The organism is [Muricauda] lutisoli (nom. illeg.) (genome assembly GCF_017313105.1).
GTDB classification, from domain to species: domain Bacteria; phylum Bacteroidota; class Bacteroidia; order Flavobacteriales; family Flavobacteriaceae; genus Flagellimonas; species Flagellimonas lutisoli.
Genome location: NZ_JAFLND010000001.1, coordinates 220,532 through 235,242, shown reverse-complemented (window position 1 = coordinate 235,242; position 14,711 = coordinate 220,532). Strand labels below are relative to the sequence as shown.

At 42.4% G+C, this 14,711-nt stretch carries 14 protein-coding genes and 1 other RNA gene; 8 read left to right on the top strand and 7 right to left on the bottom strand.

The genetic code is table 11. From position 1 onward, the window contains the following. Positions 1–58 precede the first annotated feature (58 nt). On the bottom strand, positions 59–640 hold the full coding sequence (locus tag J0X13_RS01125) for a hypothetical protein (protein WP_207069655.1): 582 nt from the start codon (positions 638–640) through the stop codon (positions 59–61). Positions 641–714: 74 nt separating this feature from the next. Here J0X13_RS01125 and kdsA point away from each other — a divergent pair, with 74 nt between their 5' ends. The 6 genes from kdsA to J0X13_RS01095 all read left to right on the top strand — a co-directional run bounded on the left by kdsA (position 715) and on the right by J0X13_RS01095 (position 7,100). Continuing rightward, on the top strand, positions 715–1,533 hold the full coding sequence (kdsA, locus tag J0X13_RS01120; RefSeq protein WP_207069654.1) for a 3-deoxy-8-phosphooctulonate synthase: 819 nt from the start codon (positions 715–717) through the stop codon (positions 1,531–1,533). Between the two features lie 164 nt (positions 1,534–1,697). Then, positions 1,698–4,160, top strand: a complete 2,463-nt coding sequence (locus J0X13_RS01115) for a TonB-dependent receptor (RefSeq protein WP_207069653.1) — start codon at positions 1,698–1,700, stop codon at positions 4,158–4,160. A 9-nt stretch (positions 4,161–4,169) separates the two neighbouring features. Continuing rightward, positions 4,170–4,886, top strand: a complete 717-nt coding sequence (locus tag J0X13_RS01110) for a DUF4198 domain-containing protein (RefSeq protein WP_207069652.1) — start codon at positions 4,170–4,172, stop codon at positions 4,884–4,886. 3 nt (positions 4,887–4,889) lie between these two features. Beyond that, entirely contained in the window at positions 4,890–5,222 is a 333-nt protein-coding gene (locus J0X13_RS01105) for a hypothetical protein (RefSeq protein WP_207069651.1), read from the top strand. A 3-nt stretch (positions 5,223–5,225) separates the two neighbouring features. Beyond that, the gene (locus tag J0X13_RS01100) at positions 5,226–5,525 is read left to right on the top strand and encodes a hypothetical protein (protein ID WP_207069650.1); all 300 of its coding nucleotides are present in this window, start codon (positions 5,226–5,228) and stop codon (positions 5,523–5,525) included. 3 nt (positions 5,526–5,528) lie between these two features. Then, positions 5,529–7,100: a PepSY-associated TM helix domain-containing protein gene (locus tag J0X13_RS01095; protein ID WP_207069649.1), complete on the top strand. Its 1,572-nt coding sequence runs from the start codon at positions 5,529–5,531 to the stop codon at positions 7,098–7,100. On the opposite strand, the gene J0X13_RS01090 is transcribed toward J0X13_RS01095, so the two are convergent. From J0X13_RS01090 to J0X13_RS01080, 3 genes are all read right to left on the bottom strand, one after another. Then, on the bottom strand, positions 7,101–7,466 hold the full coding sequence (locus J0X13_RS01090) for a DUF1801 domain-containing protein (RefSeq protein WP_207069648.1): 366 nt from the start codon (positions 7,464–7,466) through the stop codon (positions 7,101–7,103). A 15-nt stretch (positions 7,467–7,481) separates the two neighbouring features. Beyond that, positions 7,482–8,351, bottom strand: a complete 870-nt coding sequence (locus J0X13_RS01085; protein ID WP_207069647.1) for a DUF808 domain-containing protein — start codon at positions 8,349–8,351, stop codon at positions 7,482–7,484. A gap of 87 nt (positions 8,352–8,438) precedes the next feature. Beyond that, positions 8,439–8,894 (bottom strand): COG2426 family protein, encoded by a 456-nt coding sequence (locus tag J0X13_RS01080; RefSeq protein ID WP_207069646.1) that lies wholly within the window; start codon positions 8,892–8,894, stop codon positions 8,439–8,441. A gap of 212 nt (positions 8,895–9,106) precedes the next feature. Here J0X13_RS01080 and J0X13_RS01075 point away from each other — a divergent pair, with 212 nt between their 5' ends. Continuing rightward, positions 9,107–10,222 carry an Sb-PDE family phosphodiesterase gene (locus J0X13_RS01075; protein ID WP_207069645.1) on the top strand — a complete coding sequence of 372 codons (1,116 nt, stop codon included), beginning with the start codon at positions 9,107–9,109 and terminating at the stop codon, positions 10,220–10,222. A gap of 8 nt (positions 10,223–10,230) precedes the next feature. On the opposite strand, the gene J0X13_RS01070 is transcribed toward J0X13_RS01075, so the two are convergent. Together J0X13_RS01070 and J0X13_RS01065 are read right to left on the bottom strand one after the other, a co-directional pair. Beyond that, on the bottom strand, positions 10,231–10,410 hold the full coding sequence (locus J0X13_RS01070) for a hypothetical protein (protein ID WP_207069644.1): 180 nt from the start codon (positions 10,408–10,410) through the stop codon (positions 10,231–10,233). A 170-nt stretch (positions 10,411–10,580) separates the two neighbouring features. Further along, the gene (locus J0X13_RS01065; RefSeq protein ID WP_207069643.1) at positions 10,581–11,786 is read right to left on the bottom strand and encodes an NAD(P)-dependent oxidoreductase; all 1,206 of its coding nucleotides are present in this window, start codon (positions 11,784–11,786) and stop codon (positions 10,581–10,583) included. 233 nt (positions 11,787–12,019) lie between these two features. Between J0X13_RS01065 and ssrA the strand changes: the two genes are divergently transcribed. Next, positions 12,020–12,419: a transfer-messenger RNA gene (ssrA, locus tag J0X13_RS01060) on the top strand. Positions 12,420–12,607: 188 nt separating this feature from the next. Here ssrA and J0X13_RS01055 read toward each other — a convergent pair. Further along, on the bottom strand, positions 12,608–14,701 hold the full coding sequence (locus tag J0X13_RS01055; protein ID WP_207069642.1) for a thioredoxin domain-containing protein: 2,094 nt from the start codon (positions 14,699–14,701) through the stop codon (positions 12,608–12,610). Positions 14,702–14,711 lie beyond the last annotated feature (10 nt).

Genomic DNA, 14,711 nt, shown 5'->3' with positions numbered 1-14,711 from the left:
TAATTTGGTAATAGTATAACCCAAACTTCACCAAAATAGTATGTTTTGATGGCTTTATTTAATCAAGATAAGGGTCCTTTTTCTTTCTTTTGGTAGCCACCCATCCAAAAGTAATGTTCAGCAATGGTCCATACCCATTTGGAACACCATCGCCTCGGTAATATCCTGCACCAAGCTCCAAATTAAAATTGAAGCCTTTTTCATAGGTTCGTTGAATGCCATAGACCATTCCATAAAATCCCAAATTAAAATCATTGGGACCTTCAACATTTGTGGAAATCCGCAACTGTGAAAAGAAAATGGCCTGGGCCGCCGCAATATAGTTCCCAGAATTTCCAGAAGTATTTTTGCCCAACCTATCCCTTCTATTGAAATTATGGTAATATCGGTATCGGTTGTTGGTCGCCAGTCCAAACACATAACCTTCTTCGTACGTGGCAGTGGCCAAACCTAAATCAATGGATACAATTTGATTTTTAAAAAGGCCCAGCTCATAGGTGAATCCGGGGCTCAACAAGTTCAATTTAAACTGATGGCGCTCCAAATGTGCAAGATCAAAGGTACCTCCCCGTTCCTGCCATTGTGCATTGCAAATTATCGGAATCAAACATAGGGTCAACAAAATTATTCTGTACTTCATAGTTGATGGTTTAGTTTGATAAATCTAAAAAGGATTACCATTGTTTAATGCTATATTTGTGCAAACTTTAAGAAATGGACATCACCAAAATTCCACAGATAAAACACACGGACAGCGATAACTTTTTTTTGTTGGCAGGACCTTGTGCCATCGAGGGTGAGGATATGGCCATGCGCATTGCAGAAAAGGTCGTAGCCATTACGGACAAGCTTAATATTCCTTATGTCTTTAAAGGAAGTTTTAAAAAAGCGAACCGGAGCCGTATTGATTCCTTTACCGGAATAGGTGATGAAAAAGCCCTGAAAATTTTAAAAAAGGTCTCGGAAACCTTTAAAGTGCCCACCATAACGGATATTCATGAAATATCGGATGCCGCTATGGCTGCGGAATATGTAGACGTATTGCAGATACCCGCCTTTTTGGTGAGACAGACCGACTTGTTAGTTGCAGCTGCCGAAACAGGAAAAGTGGTCAACTTAAAAAAGGGGCAGTTTATGAGCCCTGAAAGTATGCAGCATGCTGTGAAAAAGGTAACCGATTCCGGCAATGAGCAAGTTTGGATTACCGATCGCGGTACGATGTTCGGTTATCAGGATATGATCGTGGATTTTCGTGGCGTTCCCACCATGAAACAATATGCCCCTGTGGTTCTGGATGTTACCCACTCACTTCAACAACCCAACCAATCTTCCGGCGTAACTGGCGGTAGACCGGCCTTGATCGGCACTATGGCCCGAGCAGGAATTGCTGCAGGCGTTGACGGTCTTTTTATGGAAACCCATTTTGATCCAGCCAACGCCAAAAGTGATGGTGCCAACATGTTGGATTTAAGTTTATTGGAAAAACTGCTTACCGATTTAACCGCTATCCGAAAAACCATCAATTCCCTTTAAGTAGCTTAAAACTGTTAAAATTTAACGAGCAACCCCCTGTTTAACAGTGAAATAAGTTTCAGTTAAAAACATTATTTATAATTAGTCTAAATATATTTTGGAGAAGCAATCGTTGACATTTACATTTGCTTAAAAATTTATTTAGACTAATTACAAATAATAAAATGAAACGTATACTACTCATGCTAAGCTTGGCTTTTTATTCTTTGGCACAAGCTCAATCAGGGAACATCTCCGGAAAAGTAACAGATCAAAGAAGCCATCCTTTGGCCAATGTTAATATTGCAGTTTCCAATACTGGTTTAGGAACAAATACAAATTATTCAGGGGACTATGAAATATCCGACCTTGCCCCCGGCTCCTATACTCTGACATTTTCAATGGTAGGTTTTGGCGCACAGAATAAAACCGTTACCGTTTATGCCAACCAGACTACAACCGTACAAACCATTGTTATGGTGGAGCGACAAGAACAACTGAACGAAGTTGTGGTCGAAGGGAACCAAATAAACAAATTTGGGCGCAAAGCAAGCGTATATGTATCCAAAATGCCATTAAAAGACATTGAAAATCCTCAAGTGTACAATTCTATTTCAACCGAGTTGTTACAAGACCAAGTAGTGACCAATTTTGATGATGCCCTTAAAAACGCACCCGGCATCGATAAACTTTGGGAGTCTACAGGTAGAGGAAATGATGGAGCTGGATATTTCTCATTACGTGGTTTTCCCGTGCAACCAACAATGATCAACGGATTACCTGGCCTGACCAACGGAAGTCCCGATCCAGCCAACATTGAATCCATTGAGGTCATCAAAGGACCTTCAGGAACTTTGTATGGTAGCAGCTTGATTTCCTACGGTGGTTTGATCAACATCAACACCAAAAAACCATTCTACGGTTTTGGAGGAAATATCTCTTATACTTCTGGCAGTTATGGATTGAACAGGGTAAGCGCCGATGTAAACACAACCTTGGGCAACCAAAACAATATCGCACTTCGGGTAAATACTTCGTACCATACACAAAACAGCTATCAGGATGCTGGATTCAGAAAGTCGTTCTTCTTTGCGCCATCTTTGGCATTTCAGGCAACTGATAGGCTTTCTTTTAACATCAATACCGAGTTTTACAACGGTAGAAGCACCAACCAGACCATGTTGTTTGTGGACCGTGGTTCGCCACTTCGTGTGACCAATTTGGATGAATTGGGTTACGATTTCAAACGCTCCTACACCAGCAACGATTTGTATATCGATACACCAACATACAGCCTGCAAGGTCAAATGAACTATATTTTGAGCGATTCATGGACATCTCAAACCGTAATTTCGAGATCTAATGCCAAGTCTGATGGATACTACTCTTACTTGTACGAGACAACCTCAACGGTAGAAGGTCTTTCCGGGGCTCCACTCGAAGACGGCATCATCTTGGCACGCTATACGAGCAATCAAAACTCCGAAACTTTAGGAACCGATATTCAACAAAACTTTATCGGTGATTTCAATATCGGAAACATGCGCAACCGCTTGGTTGTAGGATTGGATTACCTTAAAACAAGGACCATCAACAACAGCACAGGCTATGGAAACCAAGGTTTTATCTATGTTGGGAGAAACCCAGATGAGTTCCAAGCCGTTGCCCCTGCCCTACACGATTACTTTGGAACCCCAATGGGAACCGGTTTGTACGACTCCGGTGTTTTGACCCAGGCCGGTGCCGATGCTGGAATAGCCACCTTGGCCAATCCAGGAGCACAGTTCAGCGAAGCACAACAAGAAATCTTTAGTGCCTATGCCTCCAACGTGATTAATCTATTACCGGAATTGTCCGCAATGGCCAGTTTGCGTGTGGACCGTTTTTCCAACGACGGATACAATCAAACTGCATTTTCACCAAAATTTGGTTTGGTGTACCAGCCGATCTTGAATAAAGTATCGGTGTTTGCCAACTACATGAACGGATTCAGCAATGTTGCTCCCGTAACAGAACTATCTGATGGGAACACTTCGGTAAGAGCATTGAACCCAGAGCACGCCAACCAATTCGAGTTCGGTACCAAATTGAACCTGTTCAACGACAAGCTTTCTGCCACTTTGAGCTACTACAACATTACCGTGAGCGATATGGCACAACGAATCGATACCGATGCCAACAACTATTTCTATACCCAAGATGGTGAGCAGACCAGCAAGGGTTTTGAGGCGAGCATTATCGCTTCCCCCATTGAAGGATTGAACATTATTGCCGGCTATAGCTATAACGACAGCAAATTGGTTGAAGGAAACGCCAGTTTTACCGGTTTTAGACCCGAGAGTGCAGGCCCGATGAACTTGGCCAATTTGTGGGCAAGCTACAGATTTACTCAAGGTACCTTGGAAAACTTTGGACTTGGATTTGGAGGTAACTACGCCAGCGAGAACAAAATCTTCAATAGATCAAACGGTACGTTCACTATTGACGAGTACACCATTCTCAACGCCTCTGCCTTTTACGATGCAAGCGATTTCAGAATCACGTTGAAGTTGGACAACATCGCAAACAAGGACTATTACAAAGGATGGTCTACCATCAGCCCTCAAAACTTAAGAAGTCTTTCTGCCAATTTCACTTATAAATTCTAAGAAAACGTAATGAAGAAACTAATAGTAACCTTATTGCTCATCACCCTGCCTGTGCTGTCGGTCTCAGCTCACTATTTATGGATAGAGACCAATGGCACAGGACACTTGGGCCAAGTGCAGGAAGTCCGTGTGCATTATGGGGAGTACACCTACGGTGTGATTGAAAAAGTGGGAGGCGAAGCTTTTCCTTTGGTTTCAGAGTTTACCCTTTGGGTAATTGGTCCAGATGGGACAAAGACCAAATTGAGCACCATAGCCAAAGAAGACCATTATTTGGCGAGTTTTATCCCCTCTCAGCGTGGTGTGTACACCATTGCCGTGAACAACAGTGAAATCGATGTGATCGATTATACCCAATACGACTTTGGGATTTTCAAGACCCATTATCATTCCACCGCAAAAGTTCAGGTAGGTACCGATGGTGATACCAAAACCATGAATCCCGATGGAATCGTGGTAAAGCAGTTGGAAAACGATGGAGAGGAAATCAGGCTTCAAGTTTTGTACAAAGGCGAGCCTATTGCAAAAAACGAGCTTAAAGTCTATGTTTCCGACCTGTGGTCCAAAACCTTGTACACGGACGACAATGGAGAGGTTTCCTTTGCCCTGCCCTGGGATACCAAGTACATTGTGGAGACAACCGCCAAGGAAGAAATCCCAGGCACCTACAATGGTGAGGCTTATGAATTTATTTGGCATTGTGCCACCTATTGCATAAAACGATAAGCTATGGTGACCCTTATTTCATTACTCACATTTATTGCCTTTTATCTGCTTTATGGCACCTCCAAAAAGATGGCCTTTGTAGGAGAGCTGGGCTCCGAGAAATGGGCGGGGGAATATAAAAAAATAGCACAATTGACCGGTTTGGCCCTAATGATTTTCTCATTGGGGCTCAGCTGCTTTTACTGGGGCCTCGGTTCAGGAACATTCTCTTTCTTAGTCCTTTTGATGACGGTAGCCAGTTTAGTGATTCTTCTTGCTCCATTAAGATTTTTGAACTACCGCTTTTTGGGCATTCTTTTTTTGTGCGCAGTCTTTTTTGAAACCTTTTTGTTTTAACCTATGCCAGCCAATAAAAAATATTTGAACCCATCGCCCTCGCAACGTTTTGCCAAAATTACCGCAGCTATTTTAGGTGGTCTCATTGTGGCCGTGATGTTCCATTTGGCCTTGGCCAGTTGGTTCAACCACGTAGCGGTGATCATTACCAGTACATTTTCTGCCTTTATTCTTTGGGCCGTTTTAATGGTCGTTGCCTTTTTAGGCGAAAACGGCTGGAAAGTATGGGGCATTTACCTTTTGACCAGTTTAGTACTCTTTGTCATATACCATCTTGGTAACCAAACCAACCCACTTGTTTAAACTATGGGAAACCGTATCTACAATATATTATTTCATACACATACCGTAAGCGGTATCGTTATCAGCGTAGCGCTTTATGTCATTTTCTTTACGGGGTCTTTCTCGTTTTTTAGGGATGAAATTGCCAATTGGCAACATGGCCACTCCGTGAGTCAGAAAGATGAGTTGCCCGGTAGCGTGGACGGACACCTTAACGACCTTTCCAAAGAGTACAACTTGTTCGGCCGGGATGTGGAATTGAGACATTATTACAACGAACGGAGCATTTCCGTCACCTTAGGGGCTTCAAAAGATTCATTGGCACTTGAGGAAGACAAAGCTCCCGTATTTTTCTATTTGGACCCTGAAGCCAAGACCAAAACCGATAGCTATGCAAGTAATTATCATTTGGGGGAATTCTTGTACCGGCTTCATTTTTTAGACCAAATCCCCTACCCTTACGGCAGAACTTTGGCAGGGTTTGTGGCCTTCTTTTTCCTATTCGCTATCATTACAGGGATTTTAGTACATTGGAAAAAGATCGTTTCCAACTTTTATACTTTCAGGCCATGGGCCAAACTCAAAACCATGTGGACAGATGCCCATACCGCTCTTGGGGTGATAGGGTTTCCATTTCAGTTTGTATATGCTGTAACCGGAGCCTTCTTTTTGCTCAAAGGTATTTTGGTGCTTCCCATGGTGATGGGATTGTATGATGGTGACCAAAACCAATTGTACGAAGATTTGGAGTACAACCATCCCGTGTACGAATTCCAAAATCAAAAATTGGATAACACCATCAACTTAGACCAATATGTCCAGGAAATGAAAGAGGAATGGGGCGACTTTCGGGTTACGGAGACGCACATTTTCAACTACGGCGACCGAAATATGCATGCCGCCATTAGCGGACATCTCGGTTATGAAACCAAGCTGAACGGTTTGGGATACCGTATTTACAAAATTGCCGATGGTTCCATTGCAAAAGAAAAAGTGCCAATTGCCCAGACTTCGTATTTGGATGGGGTGAAAAATATGATGTTCCGCCTACATTTTGGGGATTATGCCGGTTATGGGCTTCGAGTGATTTCCTTTATCCTGGGATTGGTTTCGTGCTTTGTGATTCTATCGGGAATTATGATCTGGCTTGTGGCTCGTGATAAAAAGAACATACCGGAAAAACGCAGAAGGTTCAACCAACAAGTGGCCAATTGGTATATGGCCATCTGTCTTACCTTGCTACCTGTTACCGCTTTGGAATTTATCATCGTAAAATTTGCACCAACAGTGGATATGGGTTTCCTGTACCAAACTTATTTTCCTATCTGGTTGGTGACAACGGTGTTCTTTATCCTTAAAAAGGATATTGCCTTTACCAATACATGGACGTTGATCTCCGGTGGTATTTTGGGATTGTTGGTTCCAATTGCAAACGGAATTACAACAGGCAATTGGATATGGATTGCTTATCAAAAAGGACATCAACACATTCTTTTAGTGGATTTGCTATGGTTGATTTTGGGGATTATATCCCTCTGGATAGCTTTTTTCAAACTGAAAACAAAGAGGTCCGAACTGGTCCCGGGCAAAGGCTGATCACTTCCAAAAACCTTTATGGTTGACGGATTCCGCATCTTTGATGACCGCCACAAAAACTTCGGCATCAATATCATCCAAGGTATGGTAACGGAGCGACTTCATCACTTTTCTGCCCTCGGTGATCATTTTATCCAGATGAACGCTCAGGTGGGCCGAACTCCAAAAGCCCACATCCACATACCCCTTTTTTCGGGATACGTTGAAATAGCAAAATGGTTTACCGTTCAAGTAGTAAAAGGGCAGTCGGTATTTATATTTCAATTCCAGATTGGCAACGGAAGTCTCCACTAAGACCTGTAGTTGTAGCAATATACTTTTGAATGGCTCTTCCTGGTTGATAATATAATCTTCCGCTGGGTTCATAAAACAGCTTACTTGTTATTTACGCTTGAACAGCTTTTTAACCAACTTCAGTAAAAAAAGTGCAACAAAACCTATGACCAACCCAAAAATAAAGTCCTTGAGCAAGGTCGGCATGCTCGGGAACAATTGATGGAAAAACTCAATGTTATGGTTAAAAATACCCCCAGACACCAACAGTAACGCCAGTGTGCCCACGATTGACAAACCTTTGATGATCTTGGGAAGTGCATTCACCAAAACTCTTCCAACCTGATCGGAAAAACTGTTATGCTCCTCATTCAGATTAATGAGCCTGTAACCGTAATCATCCATACGAACGATCAACGCTACAATACCGTAGACTCCAACAGTCGCCAATAATGCCACCACAGAAACCGTTGCTATTTGTATAGTCAAAGGTTCTTTGACCACTGTACTCAATGCGATAATGACAATCTCAACGGACAGAATAAAATCCGTGATAATGGCCTGTTTTATCTTCTTCTTCTCCAGTTCGGGCAATTCCGCTTCAGGAATATCAATGGGGTCTTTTGCATGACCTTCTTCATTCCTATGAAAAACATATTCGTATACCTTTTCCGCTCCTTCATAGGCCAAATAAATCCCACCCAAAATCAATATCACAGTAATAGCTATGGGCAGATAGGCACTCAACAAAAAAGCGATGGGGAGAATAATCAGTTTGTTCAATAAAGAACCTTTGGTAATGGCCCATAGTACGGGGATTTCACGACTTGACAAAAAACCGGTTGCTTTCTCGGCATTCACCGCTAAATCATCACCCAAAATACCTGCCGTTTTTTTGGTTGCGACTTTGCTCATGGTCGCTACATCGTCCATAAGTGCGGAAATATCATCCAAAACAGCAAAAAAACCAGATGCCATACTACTCTTTTTAGGTTAACGATCAAGTTGGAGGCAAAATAAACAAATCCCTCCTTAAGATGGGTGAAATTCGATAAAACTATTGTGCTATATGCCCTCTATCGACATTAAAGTAGCGACCCAAATAATTACCGAGGAAAAGAAGATACCGATTGTATTGGCGGCAAAGGCCTCACGTTTTTTCATTTTGAAGAGATAGGCTGCAATACTTCCAGCATAAACTCCCGTACCTGGCAGTGGTATCATAACAAAGAGGACAATACCCAAAAAACCGAAACGCTGTACTTTTTTACCCGACCCCTTTTTGGCCCTTTGTCCAACAAAAACCGCGGACTTTTTATAGAAACGCCATTTGATCAGATGACGGTTAACGTACTCCAAAAAGAACATCATCATCGGAAACACCAATACATTGGCACCAAAACAAACAATAAAAACCAGGTACTCATTGACTCCTTGGTACATTCCATAAGGTATGCCAACTTTGGCCTCTCCGAATGGTGATAGGCTCCAAAGTGCCGCTATAATCAAATCGATGTGCAAAATACCTAGGTTTTAAGCTGGCAAACCTAACAAGGAATTTGCGTTGTATGCCTCTTTAGATCCTTAAATATTTATTAATTGTGATTTGTTGTAAATGCTATTTTCAGACCTGACTTCCCAACTACTTTATCTTCAGGTTAACAGTTTGTAAGATGTACGCTTTGGCATTGAAACTCATGCGGAGGTTTCATAGTTTTGATAAAACCATCAACATGAAATTCCAACCATTTTTTATTGCTCTTTTTACCGTTTCGTTTCTATTTGCCCAAGAACATACACATCAAAGCACCCGAGCTCTTGAGTTTCCGGACATTCCTGGTTATGTAACCTTGAAAACAGATTTACACCAACATACCGTTTTTTCCGATGGCAATGTGTGGCCCAGTATTCGAGTTATGGAAGCGCTCCGAGACAACTTGGATGTAATTTCACTTACCGAGCATATCGAATATCAACCCCACAAGGAAGATATACCACACCCAGACAGGAACCGTTCCTATGAAATTGCCATGCAAGAAGCCAAGGACCATGATCTTTTGCTTGTCCATGGATCGGAAATCACGCGCCAAGCGCCTATCGGGCATAACAATGCCATATTTATCACAGATGCCAACCAACTACTGGTGGCTAATGCCGAGGATTCTTTTGCAGAGGCAAAAAAGCAGACTGCATTTGTTTTTTGGAACCACCCTGCCTGGTATGCGCAATCGCCAAAAGGAAATCCTGTTTTGAGTGATTTTCAAAAAGAACGTATCAGCAGCGGCGAGCTGCACGGTATCGAAGTGATCAATACCGGAGATTATTCCGAAGAATCATTGGCCCTTGCCCTTGAGAATAATTTGACGATTATGGGCACTAGCGATGTTCATGGACTAATAGATTGGGATTATGTGGAAAAGGGGCATACACGTCCCATAACCTTGGTCTTTGCCAAGGAAAAATCAGAAGAATCGCTGAAAGAAGCTTTATTTGCCGGCAGAACAGTGGCAGTCTTCAATTCGCTATTGGTGGGGAAAGAGGAAAACCTGGTTCCTTTGCTGAATGCCTCTGTTCAATTTGAGAAGGCCAAATACATCAACAACACATCTATTTTGGAAGTTACTTTAAAGAACGTTACCAGTAGCGACCTCATTTTTGAAAATCAAATGTCGTACACATTCTATTCCAGTTCCCCAGTATTCACCATACCTGCCGGCGGCACCAAAACCCTTCAAATAAAGACGCTCGAAAAAAAGGCCGACCTTCAAATAAAACTTAAGGCCCTGGGTACCTATATTGCTCCCAAAGAGCACCCTGTAATTACTTGGAACATTGAATTAAAAGATTAAGCATAGGCTTAAGCCACAGAAGAAAAAGAAGACCCATTGATCGTTTGATCAAAATCGGGCGATATTTTGACCATATATTCTTGGGGAGTTTTATCTGAGATGGAGACCCATTTTTTATCTACGTCCACATCAAAGTAAAACATGGAAAAGTCCGTATCCACATCCAATCGGGATAACAAGAATCGCATAATCCTTGGTCTGAGACTGTATTCCAAATCGATACAGGTCCGTTGCATTGCTGGATTGTCATCTCCAGAAAATACCCAATTGAATGTCACTGGCTTTTGATAATTAGGACATACAATATACTAAAAAACAACCCATTACCAACTTTTGCACTTGAATTTTGGATACAAGGTTATTCTTTGCCATCTACGTAGTCCTGCAAATAGGCGTAGCGAGAGGTCAATTTACCATTTTGGGTCATACGTGCCCGATGGAGAAGACCATCTTTATCGTTGTTAAAGAATGACGGAATTACATATTTGGAAAATGCCTCACCAAATCCTACACTGGCATCGCGCGGCAACTCACATGGCAGATTGTCCACTGCCATTACGGCGATGGCATTTTCAGCCATAAAATCAGTCTCTGTTTCGGATTTGGGCTCGTAACCATAGATGGGGTCAGCAATAGTGGATGGACGAATGGTGGATGCCACTGGACCATCGATATCGCAACTGATATCGGCCACTACTTTTATGTTGAACTCGGGTTGTTTCGCATCCTCCCGTGTATAGAGATAGGGGGCGCCGTCGCCATAAAAATGTCCTGCAATGTAGAAGTCGGTGACTTTGGCAAACCTGAAAAAGTTGGATTTATATGCCTCGGGGTTCTGAAAAAAATCGGCTTTGTTTCCACGTACCCCATCTTTTCGTTTGTTATATTCAGAGGCATCTATCTGGCAATATACCGGATAATCGAATTCCTCCTTCAAGTACTCTGCAACACCGACTTGTTCCAATCCCATGGCATCGATCATTTCCTTAGCTCCATTACCCACTCTGCCTTTTCCGGTAAGCAATATTTTGATATTGGGCAGTTGTATTTTTTTAAGCTCGGCAATCAATGCCTGTTGGTCCAAAAGGGACTCGGCCTTGGGCAATCGGTACAAATTATATTTTAACCCATACGCCCTGAATCCGTTATAGGCCCCAACTATGCCGGCATAACGACCAAAGGCCACCAATCTAGCTCCTTTTGCGTTGGTGATGACTTCGTGATCGTACAATTCGATGTTTTTGTCCAGTATTGCTCGGAGCAACTCTCGGTTATATGGTTGTTTTTTAATGGTGTGCGAAAAGAAAAAATACTTTTTGTTGGGAATCAACGCATCGATAGGAACTTCTTTGACACCAAGAAGTACTTCGCAGGAACTCATATCATCGACTACCTGGATTCCCCTATCGGCATACTCTTTATCGGCGAAAACCCGAATGGGGGACGATTCCACTAAAATTTCAGCTTTAGGAAAATTGGAAAGGACATTTTGACATTCCTCTGGTGATAGCACCACCCTGCGATCGGGCGGATTTTTACGTTCCCTGATGATTCCGAACTTCATATGGTATTTTGGTATAATTGTTGACCAAATTAAGGGTAATAGGCAGGGTAAGCAAACTTTTTATTGTTTGATGGATATGAGTTACCTTTGCCGACCGCGTTAGGGATAGAGGCAGGTACCATGTACGGCCGATAGCCCGACCTAGAACTTGCCAAGCAAGTTCTGGGAAACGCCCAAAAAGCGTTCTTTGATAAGAAAGTGAGAGATTCCTGCCTTCACAGGAATAACATTACGGGGCCGACCGGTTTTGACAGCAAGACCAATGGCGATGTAAGCATGCCGAGCGCTGGGATACAGCTCGTTAATCTCATGTTTCACACTTTTAATTGGCGAAAATAATTACGCTCTTGCCGCATAATCTGAATTATAGTAAGATATGCCTCGTCCCTACAAGGTAGGGAAGCGAGATGTTCCTGAATAGCCCTTGTTGACGGCGATTCGTTTAGGAGCACCAAAAAAGTCAACACAAGGGTGTTCGTTCGCTTTGGCGACACCTCTAAAACCTAAAGAAGATAAGTGTATGTTAGGCCGTATCTGGTCAGGCATGCATCGAAAATCAAACAGATACTAAGCATGTAGAAAGCATGGTTATTGCTTGTTTGGACGAGGGTTCGAATCCCTCCGGCTCCACTTCAAAAAGCTACCTTTTGGGTAGCTTTTTTTTATTAAGACTACTGGATCGAAAGCCAGCATTGTATAGCCCCTCCTGCGCCCAAAAGTTCTATCTACTAGACCTTTTGAATGCTCGGTTGTCCCCTACTTCACTGTAACACCATCAAAACAATACATTAAACCTGTGCTACTTTACAAAGCGGAATATCCTAAAAGGAAGGATGCCCAAAAGATGCCATTTGTTTTAAAAAGTCGGGGATAGTGGTTACCGGAAGTTTACAGGTCTTGTTTTCGCAAACATAAATAAAGGTTTCCCCTTCCACATAGCGTCCATCAAAAATAGACAGGTCACTTTCCGTTAAACTGCCTACCAATAGAGTGTTTGAAAACGGATAATTGTCAATTTCCGAAATTACGGACGCTGCATTTTCCCCGACCACTACTATTTCCAAATACGGGTAGGCCTTATGCAACATCAACGAAGCCCAGGTGCCATAAAATTCGATATTTTCATTTATACCATTTGTAGTCATGGAAAGCATGTCGTCCGATTTTTGCAAAAACCCTTTGTTGTACTCCATATGGCCTATTTTAAAAAGTAGTTGTGCCATTATGGCATTTGCAGAAGGGAGAACACCATCGGGAATGTTGATGATTTTTGTAATCAATTCATCCGATTCACTGTAGGCATACATGCCCGATTCATCCGTAAACCTTGCCATCGCCATATTGAGCAGCCTTTTGGCCACATCCAGATAGTTTGGCTTTAAGGTAACTTCGTATAGACCCAGTGCGCTTTTGGCCATAAAAGCATAATCTTCCAAAAAAACTTCTTGACGGCTACCTTCTTCCTTAAACGAATGTAACAGCCTTTTCCCGTCATAATTATGGGACATCAAAAAGTCAAATACCTTTTGCGCCTCGGTCAGAAAAACTTGATCATCAAAAGTCCTGTAAGCTTGGATATAACCGTCTATCAACAATGCGTTCCAAGAGGTAATGACCTTATCATCAATGGAAGGTCGTTTTCGGCTTTCTCGATGGGAGACGAGGGCTTTCTCCCAAGTTTCTTTCTTTTTATTAAATTCTTCTGCACTTAAATCGTTAGCATCGGCAAACGCACTGCCCTGCATGGTGGTATAAGGAACAAAGCCTCCCTCTTGAAGTTCCTCCTCATCTTTGATATTGAAATACTCCGCAAACAATGGATAACCCTCTTGTAGAACGGACCTTAGGTCATCTTTTTGCCATATATAATAGCCACCTTCTTTTCCATTTGAATCGGCATCCATGGAACTGTAGTATCCTCCATTGGGATTTCTCATTTCATCTTTTAAGAATCCAAAAGTTTTGTATACCACATCTTTGAAAAGGGGATTAGACATTACTTGATAGGCCTTTGCATAAATTTGAATCAGCTGTGCATTGTCGTATAGCATTTTTTCAAAATGAGGTGTTTTCCAGTATGGATCGGTACTATATCTAAAAAAACCACCACCAATATGATCGTAAATGCCACCCATGGCCACCTTTTCCAGCGTAAGTTCCACATGGTGTTCTGCGGATTCGTCATTTTCCAAAACACCATAATCCAGCAACATGTTCAATTTAGCTGGGCCAACAAATTTTTGATTCCCCGTATCACCTCCCCAGGTTTTGTCCCATGAATTGGACCACTTGGCAATTCCCGATTCCACTATCACCCTGCTATCCGTTAATCCTTTGGTAGATGTCGGCAGTTCATAAAAGTCCTGGACCCCCTCGGTAAGTAGGGCTGCATATTCCTTTATTTTATCTGGATTGTTTTTATACTCGCTGCTAAATTTAGAAAGTACTGCCATCCATTCTTCCTTTGTATGGTATGTACCCAAATACACAGGCTTACCATCAGGCAACAGTATCGCATTCAATGGCCAACCTCCATTTCCACTGACCAGTTTTAATGCCGTTTGATATACCTGATCTAAATCTGGCCGCTCTTCTCGGTCCACCTTGATATTTACAAAATTTTCGTTCATCAAGGCAGCAACTTCGATATCCTCAAAAGATTCTTCTTCCATAACATGACACCAATGGCAGGAGGAATAACCAATACTCAAAACAATCAGTTGATCGGTCTTTTGAGCAGTGTCGAGGGCGTCAGGCGCCCAAGGCCTCCAATCCACAGGGTTATGTGCGTGTTGCAGTAAATAGGGACTGCTCTCATCAACCAGGTCATTTGTGAATTCAAAGACCCTATTTGCAGTTTCTCCATCGAGTTGACTACTTGGTTTTGATTCTCCTCCATTTTTGCAAGACCCCATAACCAGCAGA

What these genes read in the sequence shown, in the direction of transcription:
- J0X13_RS01125 (WP_207069655.1), bottom strand. Translation starts at nt 640, where the DNA reads ATGAAGTACAGAATAATTTTGTTGACCCTATGTTTGATTCCGATAATT.
- kdsA (WP_207069654.1), top strand. Translation starts at nt 715, where the DNA reads ATGGACATCACCAAAATTCCACAGATAAAACACACGGACAGCGATAAC.
- J0X13_RS01115 (WP_207069653.1), top strand. Translation starts at nt 1,698, where the DNA reads ATGAAACGTATACTACTCATGCTAAGCTTGGCTTTTTATTCTTTGGCA.
- J0X13_RS01110 (WP_207069652.1), top strand. Translation starts at nt 4,170, where the DNA reads ATGAAGAAACTAATAGTAACCTTATTGCTCATCACCCTGCCTGTGCTG.
- J0X13_RS01105 (WP_207069651.1), top strand. Translation starts at nt 4,890, where the DNA reads ATGGTGACCCTTATTTCATTACTCACATTTATTGCCTTTTATCTGCTT.
- J0X13_RS01100 (WP_207069650.1), top strand. Translation starts at nt 5,226, where the DNA reads ATGCCAGCCAATAAAAAATATTTGAACCCATCGCCCTCGCAACGTTTT.
- J0X13_RS01095 (WP_207069649.1), top strand. Translation starts at nt 5,529, where the DNA reads ATGGGAAACCGTATCTACAATATATTATTTCATACACATACCGTAAGC.
- J0X13_RS01090 (WP_207069648.1), bottom strand. Translation starts at nt 7,466, where the DNA reads ATGAACCCAGCGGAAGATTATATTATCAACCAGGAAGAGCCATTCAAA.
- J0X13_RS01085 (WP_207069647.1), bottom strand. Translation starts at nt 8,351, where the DNA reads ATGGCATCTGGTTTTTTTGCTGTTTTGGATGATATTTCCGCACTTATG.
- J0X13_RS01075 (WP_207069645.1), top strand. Translation starts at nt 9,107, where the DNA reads ATGAAATTCCAACCATTTTTTATTGCTCTTTTTACCGTTTCGTTTCTA.
- J0X13_RS01070 (WP_207069644.1), bottom strand. Translation starts at nt 10,410, where the DNA reads ATGCGATTCTTGTTATCCCGATTGGATGTGGATACGGACTTTTCCATG.
- J0X13_RS01065 (WP_207069643.1), bottom strand. Translation starts at nt 11,786, where the DNA reads ATGAAGTTCGGAATCATCAGGGAACGTAAAAATCCGCCCGATCGCAGG.
- J0X13_RS01055 (WP_207069642.1), bottom strand. Translation starts at nt 14,701, where the DNA reads ATGGGGTCTTGCAAAAATGGAGGAGAATCAAAACCAAGTAGTCAACTC.